The sequence below is a fragment of the Streptomyces sp. NRRL B-24484 genome (genome assembly GCF_000717715.1).
In the GTDB taxonomy this organism is placed as follows: Bacteria; Actinomycetota; Actinomycetes; order Streptomycetales; family Streptomycetaceae; genus Kitasatospora.
Genome location: NZ_JOAI01000018.1, coordinates 26,106 through 41,744, shown reverse-complemented (window position 1 = coordinate 41,744; position 15,639 = coordinate 26,106). Strand labels below are relative to the sequence as shown.

Sequence of the window (15,639 nt, the reverse complement as noted above, 5' to 3'; positions counted from 1 at the left end):
CGCCGTGCTCAGCCCTCCGAGCCCTCCTGGACGGGGATGGCGTGGCTCACCGCGCGCCCGGCGGCGGCCACCGGCTCGGCCGGTGCCTGCTGCGGGCCCATCGCGGCCAGCAGCTGCCGGGCCAGGCCGAGGCCGGTGCCGCCCATGGTGAGCGCCTTGGCCATCATCTCGCCCATGCCCTCGGCGCCGTTCAGCAGCACCATGTGCTCGACGTTGCCGAAGGCCTCCGCACCGGCCCGGACAATCTCCGGCCAGTTCTCGGCCAACTGCTGGGCGACGACCGCCTCCTGGTTCTCCGCCAGGGCCGCCGCACGGGCCTTGATCGCCTCCGCCTCGGCCAGACCGAGCGCGCGGGCCGCCTCGGCCGCCGCCAGGCCCTTGGCCTCCGCGGCCGAGGCCTCGGCCTGACCGGTCGCCCGGGTGGCCTCGGCCGAGGCCAGGCCGCGGGCCTTGGTGGCCTCCGCCTCCGCGGTGGCGGCGATCTTCACCCGGTTCGCCTCGGCCGCGGCCTTCAGCTCGGTCTCCCGGGCCAGTGCCTCGGCCGCCGAGATCCGCGCGTCGCGGTCGGCCTGCGCCTTCGTCCGGGTCTCGTACGCCCGGGCGTCGGCCGGCTTGCGGACGTCCGCCTGCAGCTGCTGCTCCTTGCGGTCCGCCTCCAGCTCGGCGACCTTGGTCTCCTGGACGACGACCTCCTGCCGGGCCGCGGCCTGCGCCAGCGGACCGGCCTGGAACGCCCGGGCCTGCGCCGTCTCCAGCTCGGCCTGGTAACCGGCCTGCTGGATGCCCGAGTTGCGGGTGGCCTCGGCCTTGCGGGCGAACGCCTCCTGCTCGGCCTCGGTGGCCCGGCGGTCCGCCTCGGCGGCCGCGATCCGGGCGTCCCGCTGCACCGCGGCGGCGTGCGGGGCGGCCAGGTTGGTGATGTAGCCGGTCGGGTCGAGGATCTCCTGGATCTGCAGCGAGTCGATGATCAGGCCGAGCTTCTCCATCTCGCTGCCGGACGCGGCCCGGGTCTCCCCGGTCATCCGCTCCCGGTCGCGGATCATGTCCTCGACCGTCAACCCGCCGACGATGGACCGCAGATGGCCCGCGAAGACGTTGTGGACCCGGTGGCCCATCATCTTCTGCTGGTCGAGGAAGCGGCGGGCGGCGTTGGCGATCGACACCGGGTCGTCGCCGACCTTGAAGATCACCACACCCTTGACGTGCACCGGGATGCCCTGCGACGTCACGCACTCGACGTCCAGCTCGGCCTCGTTGAGGTCCAGCGAGAGCCGGCGCACCACCTGGACACCGGGCAGCACCAGCGTGCCGCGCCCGGTGACGATACGGAACCCGAGCCCGTCCGCGACCCCCTCGGAGCGGTGCCGGGACCCGGAGATGATCAGTGCCTCGTTCGGCTCGGCGACCCGCCACATGAGCTTGAACAGCACGATCAGTACGACGATGGAAGCCGCGACGGCCCCCGCGATGCCGATCAACATCGGCTGATTCCCCCTTCAGGGCACGCCGGTGTCCCGTGGCTGCGCTCTGGTGTGCAGGAAGGCGCGGTAGCCGGCGGCAGCAGGAGATTCTGCGCCTGTGGTGATCGCTGCGGAAGGGCCCGGCGGCCGCGATTCGCCCAGGAGTGCGTCAAGATTCCGTCAAAGGACCGCCGCGACGTACACCGTGCGCGGCGGCTGGTACTCCACGACGACCACCGGAGTGCCCACCGCCAGCGCCTCGCCCGGCACCGCCGGGTGCGCCAGGAAGGCCTCCGTCCCGCGCCGTTCGGGAACGAACACCATCACCTCGCCCACCAGTCCCGGCCCGACGCGCCCGGTCACCCGCCCTGTGCTGCCCACCATGCCGGCCAGTCTGCCGCGCCCGTCCACTGGCCGGAACCCGTCTGGACCTGCCACGACGCTGCCGCTACGGTGTTGACGTCTTGTCGCAGGCATCCGCCTGCGACCAACGGGAGCTCGGAGCACCGGGCTGAGAGGGCGCTGAAAGGTCCGCGGTACACGGACCGACCGCTGCGCCGACCGCAGGAACCTGACCGGGTAATGCCGGCGTAGGGAGTAGAGGGTCTCATGACCACCTTTGAAGCACAGCCGCAGTCTGTCTCCGGCCGGGGCGTCAGCAGCGCGTCCACCGGCTACCCGACCCCGGCCTGGCGCAAGGCCCACCGCGAGGGCAGCCGCCCCGACCTCCGGGTGCCGTACCGGGAGGTCCTCCTCACCAACGGCCGGACCGTCCCGCTGTACGACACCTCCGGCCCGTACACCGACCCCTCCTACGAGCCCGACGTGCGGCGCGGCCTGCCCGCCCTGCGCGACGCCTGGATCCGCCAGCGCGGCGACGTCGAGGAGTACGAGGGCCGCGAGGCCCGCCCCGAGGACGACGGCATCAAGCACACCTCGCCGCGCGGCGGGAACCTCCGCAACCTCGACGCGGTCTTCCCCGGCCGCCCGCGGCGCCCGCTGCGCGGCCGGGCCGGCGCCGCCGTCACCCAGCTCGCCTACGCCAAGCAGGGCGTGATCACGCCCGAGATGGAGTTCGTGGCCCTCCGGGAGGGGCTGGCACCGGAGTTCGTCCGCGACGAGGTCGCCCGCGGCCGTGCCGTGATCCCGGTCAACGTGAACCACCCCGAGGTCGAGCCGGCCATCATCGGCACCAACTTCCTGGTGAAGATCAACGCCAACATCGGCAACTCCGCGGTCACCTCCTCGATCGAGGAGGAGGTCGAGAAGATGACCTGGGCGACCCGCTGGGGCGCCGACACCGTCATGGACCTCTCGACCGGCCGCAACATCCACACCACCCGCGAGTGGATCCTGCGCAACTCCCCCGTGCCGATCGGCACCGTGCCGCTCTACCAGGCGCTGGAGAAGGTCGACGGCCGGGCCGAGGACCTCAGCTGGGAGGTCTACCGCGACACCATCGTCGAGCAGTGCGAGCAGGGCGTCGACTACATGACCGTCCACGCCGGCGTGCTGCTGCGCTACGTGCCGCTGACCGCCCGCCGCAAGACCGGCATCGTCTCCCGCGGCGGCTCGATCATGGCCGCCTGGTGCCTGGCGCACCACCGGGAGAACTTCCTCTACACCAACTTCGAGGAGCTCTGCGACATCCTCGCCGCGTACGACGTCACCTTCTCGCTCGGTGACGGCCTGCGCCCGGGGTCGATCGCGGACGCCAACGACGAGGCCCAGTTCGCGGAGCTGCAGACGCTCGGCGAGCTCGGCCGGATCGCCCGCGAGCGCAACGTCCAGGTGATGATCGAGGGCCCGGGCCACGTCCCGATGCACAAGATCAAGGAGAACATGGACCTCCAGAAGGAGATCTGCGACGAGGCACCCTTCTACACCCTCGGCCCGCTCACCACGGACGTCGCGCCCGGCTACGACCACATCACCTCGGGCATCGGCGCCGCGATGATCGCCTGGTGGGGCACCGCCATGCTCTGCTACGTCACGCCCAAGGAGCACCTGGGCCTGCCCAACCGGGACGACGTGAAGACCGGCGTCATCACCTACAAGATCGCCGCCCACGCGGCCGACCTCGCCAAGGGCCACCCCGGCGCCCAGGCCTGGGACGACGCGCTCTCCGACGCCCGCTTCGAGTTCCGCTGGGAGGACCAGTTCAACCTGGCCCTCGACCCGGAGACCGCGCGCGAGTTCCACGACGAGACGCTGCCCGCCGAGCCGGCCAAGACCGCGCACTTCTGCTCCATGTGCGGGCCGAAGTTCTGCTCGATGAAGATCAGTCAGAAGATCCGCGACGAGCACGGCGACGGCTCCACCGCGGTCGCCTCCGGCTACGACGCCGAGGCGCTCGCCGGCATGGCCGAGAAGTCGGCCGAGTTCGCCGCCCAGGGCAACCGGGTCTACCTGCCGCTGGCGGACTGAGACCGGTACCGACCGCGCTGCTCCGGGAGGTGGAGGGGGCTTCCCGGAGCAGCGCTCCGCCGCTGGGCGTCGAAGCCGAGCGACGCGAGGATCAAACGCAGCGGCGCGGCGAAGTGCGTGGTCGAGGTCTTCTCCCCGATCGATCCCTGACCGGCGCACATCTCCTCAGCGGTGTCTCGTGGGTCGGCCGGCGGCCTGCCCCGCCGTTCCCGTTCGTGGGGGCGGGCTGGACCGAGGACCGCCGATTCGCCGTGGAGTCCTCCGGCGGACCGACGCACGTGGTGGCGCTGCTCCGTCGTCGGGCCGCGAATGTGCTGCTTCCAGACTGGAGTCGTCCTCGATGGAGATCAGCAAAAGCATTGCGGAGAAGTACTGCTTCCCGGCGCCACCGCATCCGAGGTGACTGCTCAGCCGTGGAGCCGACGTCACCCTGGACGCTGATCGACACCTGACCACGAGGTGACCCGAAGAAGTTCCCGGCTCGCGGCAACCCTTTGCGGAGCCTGTGACCACAAGGAAGTGGATCCGGCCGGTTCCGGTGTCCCGATCCGCCTTCTCTCGTGCACGGTTCGCAAGGAGAACGTCTACCCATGAGCAACCCCTCGAACGGCCGGCGCCGCGGGCGTCACCGCCGTCGTTTGAGCGCCACCGCTCTGGCGCTCGGTGTGCCCCTCGCCGGCGTCTCGTACTTCATGTTCACACCCGAGGACTCCCAGGCCGCGACGGTCGACAACGGTGCCTACTACAGGCTGGTCTCGGTACGCAGCGGCCAGGTGTTGGACGTCAACGCCTTCTCCACCGCCGACGGCACCCGCATTCAGCAGTGGACCGACCAGAACACCGCCAACCAGCAGTGGCGACTGAAGTCCACCGGGGACGGCTACTACGAGCTGGTCAACCGCAACAGCGGCAAGGTGCTGGGGATCGCGGGCGGCTCGACCGCCCAGGCGGCTGCCGCCGAGCAGCAGACGGACAGCTCCTCCGCCTTCCAGCAGTGGCGGATCGACGACGTGAGCGGTTCCGACGCCGTCACCTTCACCTCCCGCAAGAGCGGTCAGGTCCTGGACGTCTCCGGAAGCTCCACGGCCCGGGGCGCGCAGGTCATCCAGTGGCCCGGCTGGGGCGGCGCCAACCAGCAGTGGAAACTGGTGAAGGTGGCTGAGAGCGGCGGCGCGCAGACCGGGGCCGGATCGTACGTGTGGCACAACGCCCCGGTGGCGGGCGGCGGTTACGTCACCGGCCTGGTCTTCAACCAGAAGGAGAAGGGCCTGCTGTACGCGCGCACCGACATGGGTGGCGCGTACCGCTGGGACACCGGCGCCGAGCAGTGGACACCGCTCACCGACTGGGTCGGCGAGAAGGACTGGAACCTGCTGGGCATCGAGTCGCTGGCCACCGACCCGGTCGACCCCGACCGGCTCTACCTCGCGGCGGGCACCTACACCAACGGCTGGGCCGGCAACGGCGCGCTCCTGCGTTCCAGTGACCGCGGCCGCACCTTCCAGCGCACCGACCTGCCGTTCAAGCTGGGCGGCAACGAGGACGGCCGCGGGGCGGGCGAGCGCCTGGTGATCGACCCCGCGAACCACGACACCCTGTTGCTGGGCACCCGCAAGAACGGCCTGTGGCGCAGCACCGACCACGGCCAGACCTGGAACCAGGTCTCCTCGTTCCCCGTCAAGGACGGGGCGAGCTCCGGCACGGGCATCTCCTTCGTGACGTACGGCCCGGCGGGCAGCAACACGATCTACGTCGGCGTCGCCGACAGGTCCACCAACCTCTACCGCTCCACCGATGGCGGCAACACCTGGCATGCCGTCTCCGGGCAGCCCACCGGCCAGGTGCCGCAGCACGGCGTGCTCTCCGGTGACGGCTCGCTGTACCTGACGTACAGCAACGCCCCCGGGCCCAACGACGTGACGGCGGGTTCGGTGTGGAAGTACAACGCCTCCGGCGGGGCGTGGAAGAACATCTCGCCGTCCAAGGGCGGCTACGGGTTCTCCGGTCTGGCCGTCGACCCGCAGAAGCCGTCCACGGTGATGGTCACCACGCTGGACCGCTGGTGGCCGCAGGACGAGGTCTACCGCAGCACCGACGGCGGTGCGACCTGGAAGACCCAGTCCGACAAGTCCGTGCGGGACGCCTCCATCGCCCCGTACCTCGGCACCGGCATCGGGCACTGGATGACCGCCCTGAGCATCGACCCGTTCGACTCCGGGCACGTGATGTACGGCACCGGCAACGGCATCTGGGCCAGTAAGGACGCCGACGCGACCGACAACGGCGGCACCAGCCACTGGTTCGTCGGAGCCCGTGGGCTGGAGGAGACGGCGCTGTACGACGCGGTCTCCCCGCCCGGCGCCGCCGCCCTCATCACCTCGATGGGCGACCAGGGCGGCTTCGTGTACGACGACCTGAAGAAGGAGCCGTCCGGGCGGCTGGTCAACCCGACGATCTACAACAGCACTTCCGTCGACTTCGCCCAGTCCAACCCCTCGCTGGTGGTCCGGGTCGGCAGGGGCGGCGAGCAGGACGGCGCCCTCTCCACCGACGGCGGCCACACCTGGAACGGCTTCAGGGGCGAGCCGGTGTCCAGTGCGGACAGCGGCCGCATCGCGATCGCGGCGGACGGCTCCAGCTTCGTCTGGACCGAGGCCGGCCAGGCCCCGTACCGCTCCACCGACCGGGGCGCGAGCTGGTCGAAGGTCAACGGTCTGGGCAACGGGGCCGTGGTCGTCGCCGACCGGTCCTCGGCCAGCACCTTCTACTCGCTGAACAACGGCACGCTCTACGCCAGCACCGACGGCGGCGCGACCTTCGGCGCCCGCGCCTCCAACCTGCCGAGCGGCAAGCTCAGCGCCGTCCCCGGTGTCGCGGGTGACCTGTGGCTCTCCGGCGGCGGCACGGGTCTGCTGCACTCCACCGACGGCGGCCGCAGCTTCACCACGCTCTCCTCGGTGCAGTCCGCCTCCGCCCTCGGCTTCGGCAAGGCCGCTCCGGGCACCTCGTACCAGGCGCTGTACCTGATCGGCACCGTCAAGGGCGTCGCGGGCGTCTTCCGCTCCACCGACCAGGGCGCCGGCTGGGTCCGGGTCAACGACGACGCGCACCAGTGGGGCAACTTCGCCAGCCAGGGCATCGTCACCGGCGACCCCGACGTCTACGGTCGCGTGTACATCGGCACCAACGGCCGCGGTCTCCAGTACGGCGACCCCTCCTGACCCGACCCCCTGAGCGGGGCCGCGAGCCGAACGGCCCGCTGCCCCGCCGCGGGCGCCCTCGCGATCCGCCGCGACTTCGCCCCGACGGGACGAGGGCCGCGCCGGTCTCCGGCTCGACAGGAAATTCTTCCCGATCACGGCAACCTTCATGTGAGCAGCGACAACTGATGGGTAATCGGGCCGAACCGCGACCCACTGCGCCAGAGGGAAAAGCCGTTGCCAGATCAGAACCGCTCTCATCGCCGCCGTCCGGCGACCCGCCGCCTGATCGCCGCCGCCGTGGTGCTCGCCGCCGTGGGTGCTGCCGTACCGCTGGTCGCCCAGGCCGCATTCACGTCGAGTGCCGGCACGCCGACCGTCCTCGGTGACGCAGCGGCCGGTAGCGGCCGCTACTTCGGCACGGCAGTGGCCGCGGGCAGGCTCGGGGACTCGACGTACTCCACCGTTCTCGACCGGGAATTCACCATGGTCACCCCGGAGAACGAGATGAAGTGGGACGCCGTCGAGCCCTCCCGCGGGTCGTTCACCTTCGGCGCCGCCGACTCGATCGTCAACCACGCCTCCGCCCACGGCCAGAGGATGCGCGGCCACACCCTGGTCTGGCACTCCCAACTGCCGAACTGGGTCTCGTCCATCAAGGACGCCACCACCCTGCGCAGTGTGATGGACAACCACATCACCCAGGAGATGACCCACTACAAGGGCAGGATCTACGCCTGGGACGTGGTCAACGAGGCCTTCGCCGACGGCGGCAGCGGTCAACACCGCAGCTCGGTGTTCCAGAACGTGCTGGGCAACGGCTTCATCGAGGAGGCCTTCCGCACCGCCCGGAGCGTCGACTCCTCGGCGAAGCTCTGCTACAACGACTACAACATCGAGAACTGGACCGACGCCAAGACCCAGGGCGTCTACAGCATGGTCAAGGACTTCAAGTCCCGCGGCGTGCCCATCGACTGCGTCGGATTCCAGAGCCACTTCGGCGCCGGCGGCCCCCCGGCCAGCTTCCGGACCACCCTGTCCAGCTTCGCCGCGCTCGGCGTGGACGTCCAGATCACCGAACTCGACATCGCCCAGGCGTCCCCCACTGCCTACACGAGCGCCGTCCAGGCCTGCCTCAACGTCGCCCGCTGCACCGGCATCACGGTGTGGGGCATCCGCGACAGCGACTCCTGGCGCGGCGGCGAGAACCCGCTGCTGTTCGACAGCAACGGCAACAAGAAGCCCGCCTACACCGCCGCCCTCACCACTCTCGGCGGCGCCGGCAACAGCACGCCGGACGGCGGCATCAACTCCGGCACCGTCTACACGCTCTCCGCGATGGGTGCCGCCGGACGCGTCCTCGACGAGCCCGCAGGGCAGAACGGCAACGGCACCCAGCTCCAGGTCTGGGACGCCGGCGGCGCCACCAACCAGCAGTGGAAGGCCACCAAGAACGGCGACGGCTCCTACACGCTGACCAACGTCGCCAGCGGCCGGGTCCTGGACGAGCCGGGCGGCCAGACCGGCAACGGCACGAAGATGCAGGTCTGGGACTCCAACGGCGGCGCCAACCAGCACTGGAAGGCGGCCCGGAACGGCGACGGCTCCTACACCCTGATCAACATCGCCAGCGGCCGGGCCCTGGAAACCCCCGGCAACCAGACCGCCAACGGCACCCCCGTCCAGATCTGGGACTCCTGGGGTGCTGCCAACCAGCACTGGACCTTCAGGTCGTCCGGGTCGTCCACCCCGGCGCCGACCCCGACCCCGACCCCGACCGCGTCGGGCGGCACGTGCGCCCTTCCGTCGAGCTACCGGTGGTCCTCCACGGGTGCGCTGGCACAGCCGGCGAACGGGTGGGCACCAACTGGTCGGACATGGCGTCCGCCGGGCAGAGCGGGATGGGCCAGGCCGCGGTGGCGCCCACGCTGTTCTACTTCGCGCCGAAGGCCATCTGGGTGCTCGCGTACCAGTGGGGCGCGTGGCCGTTCGTCTACCGCACCTCCAGCGATCCCATCTACCGGGCGAGCATGCCGATCGGGAACTTCCCGGGCAGCTTCGGCTCCTCCTACACCACGGTCATGACCGACACCGTGAAGAACCTGTTCGAGGCGCCGCAGGTCTACAAGGTCAAGGACCGGAACCAGTACCTCATGATCGTCGAGGCGCGGGGCGCGAACGAGCAGCGCTACTTCCGCTCGTTCACGGCCACCAGCCTGAACGGCTCGTGGACCCCGCAGGCCGCCACCGAGAGCAACCCCTTCGCGGGCAAGGCCAACAGCGGTGCCACCTGGACCAACGACATCAGCCACGGCGACCTGGTCCGCACCAACCCGGACCAGACCATGACCATCGACCCGTGCAACCTGCAGTTCCTCTATCAGGGCAAGTCCCCCACCGCGAGCGGCCCCTACGACCAGCTGCCGTACCGGCCCGGCGTCCTCACCCTGCAGCGCTGACCCGCCCGATCGGCGGTGATCACGATCGGGTGCGGCCTGCCGGCACGTAGGAACGGGCCCGACGCGACCTGTTGACCGGTACTACCGCATAGAGGAACCCCAGCCGTGCGTCGGCTGGGGTTCCTCTTTCGTGGACTGTCATCAGCGGGTCCTGCGAGAACAGAGGGTGACGCCGAGGAGTGTGCGACATTCGCGGGCTGGTGAGCACCGGAATCCGGCGGACGTTGGCCGTCGGTACGTCGGGCACCAGGGAACGTGCTGGGTTCGGACTGAACCGCTGCTCGATGAAGATCAGTCGAACCATCACAGAGAAGTATGGCAACGGTGCGCCCGAGCCCGAGGACGACGCGGAGGCCGTCGAGGGCATGAAGGCCAAGTCGGAGGAGTTCGCGGCCCAGGGCAACCGGGTCTACCTGCCGCTGGCGGACTGAGACCCGGTGTTCGGGGGGCGCCGCACCGGGAGGCAGGAGGGGGCTTCCCGGCGCGGCGCCCCTCCGTGCGGTTCCGTCCGGCCGTCGTTCCTGCCCCCGCTCCCGTCCCGTGGACCCGACCGGAACGGGCACGGATTGTCGGGTCGGGGGAGGCTGTCCCTTCCTACGGTGGTGGGCGGAAGGGAAGGAGGCCGAGTGCTGGACCGGCTGAACCAGGTCATGGCGCACATCGAGACGCACCTCGACCGGCAGATCGACGCGGCCGAACTGGCCCGCATCGCGTTGACGTCCGAGTTCCACCTGCGGCGGATGTTCTCCGCGCTGGCCGGGATCCCGCTGTCGGAGTACGTCCGGCGCCGGCGGCTCACCGTCGCGGGCGCCGAGGTGCTCGCGGGCGAGCGGACCCTGCTGGAGGTCGCCGTGCGGCACGGCTACGGATCGGCGGAGGCCTTCGCCCGGGCGTTCCGTGCGATGCACGGGGTCGGCCCCGGCGAGGCCCGGCGGACGGGTGCGGTCCTGCACTCGCAGCCCCGGATGTCCTTCCGACTCGTCGTCGAAGGGAGCACCACCATGAAGTACCGGATCGTCGAGAAGGACGCGTTCCGGGTCGTCGGCCGGACGGCCCGCGTCCCGCTGATCCACGAGGGGGTCAACCCGCACATCGCCGAGATGATCGGGGGCGTCCCGCCGGAGACCGTGCAGCGCATCACCGAACTGTCGGACCAGGAGCCGGAGGGCATCGTCTCCGCGGTCGTGCACCTCTCCGACAGCCGGGAGGAGGGCGTCCTGCTGGACTACTACCACGCGGTGGTGACCGGGGCCGAGGCTCCGGAGGACCTCGACGTCCTGGCCGTCCCGGCCGGCACCTGGGCCGTCTTCGAGAACACCGGCCCGTTCCCCCAGTCCCTGCAGTACCTCTGGCGGGACGTCTTCACGGAGTGGTTCCCGTCCAATCCGTACGCCACCCGCCCGGGTCCGGAGATCCTCCGCACCCGGCCGTCGGCCGACTGGTCCGAGGCGACCAGCCAGCTCTGGATCCCGGTGGAGCGGACGGTGTCCTGACGGACGTCGGAGGTCATGGCGGCTCGGGGACGAACCGGGCGACCTCGGTGGACCCGGCCGCTAGCGTGGGTGCCGGACCGAGATCCCGGGGGAGAGGTGAACCCCGAGCACCTGGCGCTGATCGAGGAGTTCCGCAGGTCCGCCCCGTCGAACTTCAAGATCGAATTTTCGGGCGACACCGTGATCACGCAGGCGCCGCCGTCCGCGATCCACTACTGACCCGGTCCGGTCGTGAGGCCGGGGCGGGTGGGGGTGCTCAGGTGCCCGCGGTGAGGAGTCCGACCAGCAGGTCGAGCCGTGCACGGTGGGCGCCGGGGCGCAGCCGGCTGCTCCCGGTGAGGGCGGCCAGGCCGTGCAGGGTGCTCCGGAGGACTTCGGTGCAGGCCTCCGGGTCGGGCGCCGCTGGCGGCGGCCAGCGGTCCGACCGCGGCATGGAGTTCGTCCGGGGCGGCCCGCGGCGGGGCCGGCGTCGCCGCGCTGCCGAACGCGAGGCCCGTCCCGCGCGCGAACATGGCGGCGTGGACCGCGGGCCTGGCCCGGGCGAACGCCAGGTAGGCCTCGGCGAGGGCCGGCAGCCCCGCGCGGGTGTCCCGGTCGCCGGCCCGGGCGCGGTGCGGGGCGGTACGCAGGTCCTGGTGGTCCTGCTGGCCGCGGTGATGCTGCTGGCCGAGCGCAGTACGGGCCGAGCCACCGAACCCGCCACCGACTGACCGCCGCCGAACGGCGGCCGCGAGCCGACCGCCGCCGAAGGCACCTGCCGCGGAATGCACCGTGCGCCGGGTCCGGGCCCCCGAACCGGGGGAGTCCGGACCCGCCGCACGTGCCGGTGCGGGCCGCGCCGGGGTCAGAGCCGGCCGTGGTCCTTCAGCACCCGGCGGGACTGGGCGAAGAGCATGCCGACGTTGACGCTGTTGCGGCAGACGACCACGGCCACGATGTCGTCGGCGCTGTCCACCCGGAGGAAGAGGTGGGCCAGGTTGTCGCTGTTGACCAGGATCTCCTGGAAGTAGTGACGGTCGCTCACCACACCGCGCCGCTCCTTGAAGATGCCCTCGATCATCACCACGTTGCGGCCCTGGAAGAGGTCGAGGGTCGCGGCGGCCAGCATGTCGAGGACCTCCGGCGGGTGCGAGTCGACCGTCTCGACGGACAGCAGCATGCCGGTGGACATGTCGATGATCCCCGAGGCCAGGCACTCGGGCACCTCCGTGCGGAGGCCCTTGACCAGGGCGTTCACCCGGTCGGACATGCTCTGGAATCCCTGCGGTGTGCTCACGGTGCTCCTTCTCGTGGTTCGGGCGGGGTGCGGGCAGGCGGCCCGGTCGGGCGGTGCGTCAGGACTGGGGTGCGGCCAGCAGGCGGTCCATCCGGTCGGCGGCGGCCTGGGACTCGGTGTGCAGCCGTGCGATGTCCATCCCGGAGTCGCCGAGGACGGTCATCAACCCCATCCGGCCGATCGGCTGGACGACCACGTAGCCGTGGCTGAACTGCGCCACCGTCCGGTGCAGCAGACCCTTGCCGGTGGCCTGGCCGGCCCGTCGGGCGAGCCCGAGCGCCGCGGCGGCGAGCGCGGCCAGGCCCTCGGTGTCGATGCCGTCCTCGGCGTCCGCGGTGATCAGCAGGCCGTCCACGGCGGCCACCGCGAGGTCGGTGACACCCGCGACCCGGTCGCGCAGCCCACGCATTTCGGCGAGCAATTCGCCGTTCTCGCTGCTCACATCTCTCCTGTTCTGGGAATGTGCCGGCCGGTGCCGGACGATTTCTCGGGCATGCCGAACCGCCCCGCCGACGCGCGGGAATTGCGGACGAATGCCCGGGGGCGGGGGCAGGCCGGTCAGGAATCGCGGGCGCGCCGGTGCCGCCCGGCGGCCGACCGCCACGCGAGGACGTCGTTGATCCCGCTGGCACCCCGCCGGCGGACCGGCAGCCGTCCCGCCGGCTGGTACGCCGGCGGCGGATCCGGTGGTCGGCGGGCCGTCGTCACCCCGGTGCCGCCGACCGGTGCCGGCAGCGCTCCCGGCCCGGCGGGGGCGGGCCCGTGCGGTACGACCTCCACCAGCCCTTCGGCCAGCAGCCGGGAGAGCTCCACGGTGACGGCGTAGAGGCCCCGGCCGAGCCGGAAGGCGATGTCCCGTGCGCTGCGGCGGCCGTCCGCGCAGCGCAGGATCTCCCGGCGCTCGCCGGTGAGCCGGCCGGCGGACCCGGCCGCCGCCTCCCGGCGCGCCCCGGTGGTCGGGCCGATCCGGTCGCGCAGCGGGCAGAGCGGGGGGCGGAGTGCGGCGAGCGCGCGGAGCCTGCGGTCCGTCTCGTGCAGCAGCCACTCCGGGTCCACGCCCTGCGGCGCGGGCAGGTGGTGCCGGGCCGGACCACCTGCCAGGGTGCAGCCGTCGACCCGGCCGGCGGCCACCGCGAAGGCGCCGTCCAGGGCGGCCATCGTGCACATCAGCTGGAGTTCGGCCGCGCCCAGCAGGTCCCGTGCGACGAGCTCCGCACCGGTCCGTTCGCCGGCCGCGCCCGCGCGGCAGGCCGCCTCCCAGTCGGTGGTGCTGACCCGGCCGGACCGCAGCAGCAGGGTGGCCACGTCCGGGGCGCCGGGCGAGTCGACCGCGGTGACGACGCCGGAGGCGAGGTGGAACACCCCGCCCGGGTCGCCGAGCACGGTGAGGGTGCCGGAGGGGCGTCCGCCCGGCGTGGCGGCGAGGGCGGTGGCGAGCCGACCGGCGGCGTCCGTCCGCACCACGGCGGGCAGCGCCGCACCGCCCGTCGCTCGGGGTGCCGTCACGCCCGCGCCCCGCGGTCCGCGCGGCGATCGGAAACGGTCACGAAAAGCCCCGCAGCGGCAGTGCGGAGAAATATTCGGCCGGTCCCGGCGAATTCATGCACGACTCCCCCTCGGCGGCGGCCGAATACCGGCGAATTCCCCGCCGATGGCAACGTGCGACATCCAACCGTCCCTGTCGATCCGTAGTCAAGCCACTCCGCCGCGTGATGGACAGCGGCAATTCCGGCGTGATATCCCGCGGGATTTCCGTGGAATGTCCACGGCAAGAACGGCGTCGGGCTGCCGCCGCTGCGTCCCGGTTGGCAGACTGGCGGGATGACGTCGAGTTCGCTGGGCAAGGGCGCCAACGTGATGGTCGGGGTGCCGGAGGTGCGGGCCGCGTTCTCCTGGGCGCCGGCGCCGGACGGGCCGTCGGTGCGGGTCTGGGCGGTCCTGCTCGACGCCGACGGCCGCGCCCTCGGGGACGGCTGCGCGGTCGGCGGCCCCCGCCCGGCCGACCCCTCCGGCCGGGTCCGGCAGAGCGCTGCCCGCGCGGTCGACGCGGACCTCGCCGGACTCGCGCCGGAGGTCGATCGGATCCTGCTCTGCGCCACCGTCGACGACGGGAGCCTCGGACGGCTGCGCGGGCTGGAGCTGCTGCTGACGGACGCCCGGACCGGCGACCCGCTGGCGCACTTCCCGATCGCCGCCGGCCGGGAGACCGCGGTGGTCGGCGGCGAGCTCTACCGCCGGGCGGGCCAGTGGAAGTTCCGTGCGGTGGGCCAGGGCTGGGCCACCGGCTGGGCCGGCCTCACCGCCGACCACGGAGCCGTCGAACCGCCCGCAGCCGTCGAACCGCCCGCTGCCGTCGAACCGCCCGCAGCCGCGCCGCTTTCGCAGGTGTCGGCCGCCCCGCACCTGCCTCCGACGCACCTGCCTCCGGCGCCGGAACCCCTGCAGCCGACACCCCCGCAGCCGGAGCCCCCGCGGACACCACCGACCCCGCAGACGCCTCCGACCCCGCAAGTACGCGCCACCGGGCCGGCAACGGCCGCGGAGGAGGCGCTGCCGGTGGACATCCGCAAGCGGCTCTCGCTGCGCAAGCAGCAGGTCGCGGTGAGCCTGGAGAAGCACGGCGCGGCCGGTGTCCGGGCCCGGGTGGTGCTGGTGCTGGACGCCTCCGGGTCGATGTCCGGGCTGTACCGCCGGGGCACGGTCGCCGGGGTGGTCGAGCGGATGGCCGCGGTCGCCGCGCAGCTGGCCGAGGACGGCCGGATGCACGCGTGGACCTTCGCCACCCACCCGGCCCGCCTGCCGGACCTGCACCTCGCCGAGCTGCCGGAGTGGATCCCGACCCACGTGCGGGTCGGCGAGCTGACCCTGTTCGGCCGTCCGAAGAGGCCTCGGCACGGTCTGCTGCCGGGCCAGGTCGACATGCGCTTCGTCGGCATCCAGAACGAGGAGCAGAAGGTCATCGCCGAGGTCCGCGCGCACGTCCGGGCGCATCCGACGGCGGACCCGACCCTGGTGCTGTTCTTCTCCGACGGCGGCGTCTACCGGAACGCGGCCATCGAGCAGGAGCTGCGGGCGGCCGTGGAGGAGCCGGTCTTCTGGCAGTTCGTCGGCCTCGGGCAGTCCGACTACGGGGTGCTGGAACGCTTCGACACGCTGCCCGGCCGCCGCGTCGACAACGTGGGCTTCTTCGCCGTGGACGACATCGACTCGATCTCGGACCCGGAGCTCTACGACCGGCTGCTCACCGAGTTCCCCTCCTGGCTCGTCGCCGCCCGGCGGGCGGGCATCCTGCACTGACGGCCGGGCCGCGGACCCGACCGCGCG

General features: G+C 72.0%; 13 protein-coding genes, 1 pseudogene and 1 riboswitch. Of the genes and pseudogenes, 8 read left to right on the top strand and 6 right to left on the bottom strand.

Annotation, left to right across the window (positions count from 1 at the left end; all coding sequences use genetic code 11):
• Positions 1-8: 8 nt before the first annotated feature.
• The gene (locus IE98_RS0117700) at positions 9-1,481 is read right to left on the bottom strand and encodes a flotillin family protein (protein ID WP_030270006.1); all 1,473 of its coding nucleotides are present in this window, start codon (positions 1,479-1,481) and stop codon (positions 9-11) included.
• Positions 1,482-1,640: 159 nt separating this feature from the next.
• A complete protein-coding gene (locus tag IE98_RS0117695; protein WP_030270004.1) occupies positions 1,641-1,844 on the bottom strand; it encodes a hypothetical protein in 204 nt (67 codons plus the stop codon).
• A 98-nt stretch (positions 1,845-1,942) separates the two neighbouring features.
• A riboswitch (TPP riboswitch) is annotated at positions 1,943-2,074 on the top strand.
• Here IE98_RS0117695 and thiC point away from each other — a divergent pair.
• The 6 genes and pseudogenes from thiC to IE98_RS51955 all read left to right on the top strand — a co-directional run bounded on the left by thiC (position 2,070) and on the right by IE98_RS51955 (position 11,258).
• Positions 2,070-3,887, top strand: a complete 1,818-nt coding sequence (gene thiC / locus IE98_RS0117690; RefSeq protein ID WP_030270002.1) for a phosphomethylpyrimidine synthase ThiC — start codon at positions 2,070-2,072, stop codon at positions 3,885-3,887. Its footprint overlaps the riboswitch before it by 5 nt.
• 590 nt (positions 3,888-4,477) lie before the next feature.
• Positions 4,478-7,108 carry an RICIN domain-containing protein gene (locus IE98_RS0117680; protein WP_030269998.1) on the top strand — a complete coding sequence of 877 codons (2,631 nt, stop codon included), beginning with the start codon at positions 4,478-4,480 and terminating at the stop codon, positions 7,106-7,108.
• Between the two features lie 264 nt (positions 7,109-7,372).
• Positions 7,373-9,546 (top strand): annotated as a pseudogene (locus tag IE98_RS42590) (non-reducing end alpha-L-arabinofuranosidase family hydrolase).
• 284 nt (positions 9,547-9,830) lie between these two features.
• A complete protein-coding gene (locus IE98_RS49165; RefSeq protein WP_159400957.1) occupies positions 9,831-9,977 on the top strand; it encodes a hypothetical protein in 147 nt (48 codons plus the stop codon).
• 195 nt (positions 9,978-10,172) lie between these two features.
• The gene (locus IE98_RS0117665; protein ID WP_030269996.1) at positions 10,173-11,039 is read left to right on the top strand and encodes an AraC family transcriptional regulator; all 867 of its coding nucleotides are present in this window, start codon (positions 10,173-10,175) and stop codon (positions 11,037-11,039) included.
• 96 nt (positions 11,040-11,135) lie between these two features.
• A complete protein-coding gene (locus tag IE98_RS51955; RefSeq protein WP_267882340.1) occupies positions 11,136-11,258 on the top strand; it encodes a hypothetical protein in 123 nt (40 codons plus the stop codon).
• A 37-nt stretch (positions 11,259-11,295) separates the two neighbouring features.
• Here IE98_RS51955 and IE98_RS49160 read toward each other — a convergent pair whose 3' ends face one another.
• Positions 11,296-11,472, bottom strand: coding sequence for a hypothetical protein (locus tag IE98_RS49160; RefSeq protein WP_159400956.1), 177 nt, complete (start codon positions 11,470-11,472; stop codon positions 11,296-11,298).
• 85 nt (positions 11,473-11,557) lie between these two features.
• On the opposite strand from IE98_RS49160, the gene IE98_RS44710 reads away from it, so the two are divergent.
• Positions 11,558-11,749 (top strand): hypothetical protein, encoded by a 192-nt coding sequence (locus IE98_RS44710; RefSeq protein WP_052390639.1) that lies wholly within the window; start codon positions 11,558-11,560, stop codon positions 11,747-11,749.
• 134 nt (positions 11,750-11,883) lie between these two features.
• Here IE98_RS44710 and IE98_RS0117650 read toward each other — a convergent pair whose 3' ends face one another.
• The 3 genes from IE98_RS0117650 to IE98_RS0117640 all read right to left on the bottom strand — a co-directional run bounded on the left by IE98_RS0117650 (position 11,884) and on the right by IE98_RS0117640 (position 13,821).
• Positions 11,884-12,288 carry a hypothetical protein gene (locus tag IE98_RS0117650; protein WP_106976609.1) on the bottom strand — a complete coding sequence of 135 codons (405 nt, stop codon included), beginning with the start codon at positions 12,286-12,288 and terminating at the stop codon, positions 11,884-11,886.
• Positions 12,289-12,373: 85 nt separating this feature from the next.
• Positions 12,374-12,757, bottom strand: a complete 384-nt coding sequence (locus tag IE98_RS0117645) for a roadblock/LC7 domain-containing protein (RefSeq protein ID WP_324605780.1) — start codon at positions 12,755-12,757, stop codon at positions 12,374-12,376.
• A 116-nt stretch (positions 12,758-12,873) separates the two neighbouring features.
• A complete protein-coding gene (locus tag IE98_RS0117640) occupies positions 12,874-13,821 on the bottom strand; it encodes a MarR family transcriptional regulator (protein ID WP_159400955.1) in 948 nt (315 codons plus the stop codon).
• A gap of 315 nt (positions 13,822-14,136) precedes the next feature.
• Between IE98_RS0117640 and IE98_RS0117635 the strand changes: the two genes are divergently transcribed.
• Positions 14,137-15,612, top strand: a complete 1,476-nt coding sequence (locus tag IE98_RS0117635; protein WP_030269991.1) for a vWA domain-containing protein — start codon at positions 14,137-14,139, stop codon at positions 15,610-15,612.
• The last annotated feature ends 27 nt before the right edge of the window (positions 15,613-15,639 follow it).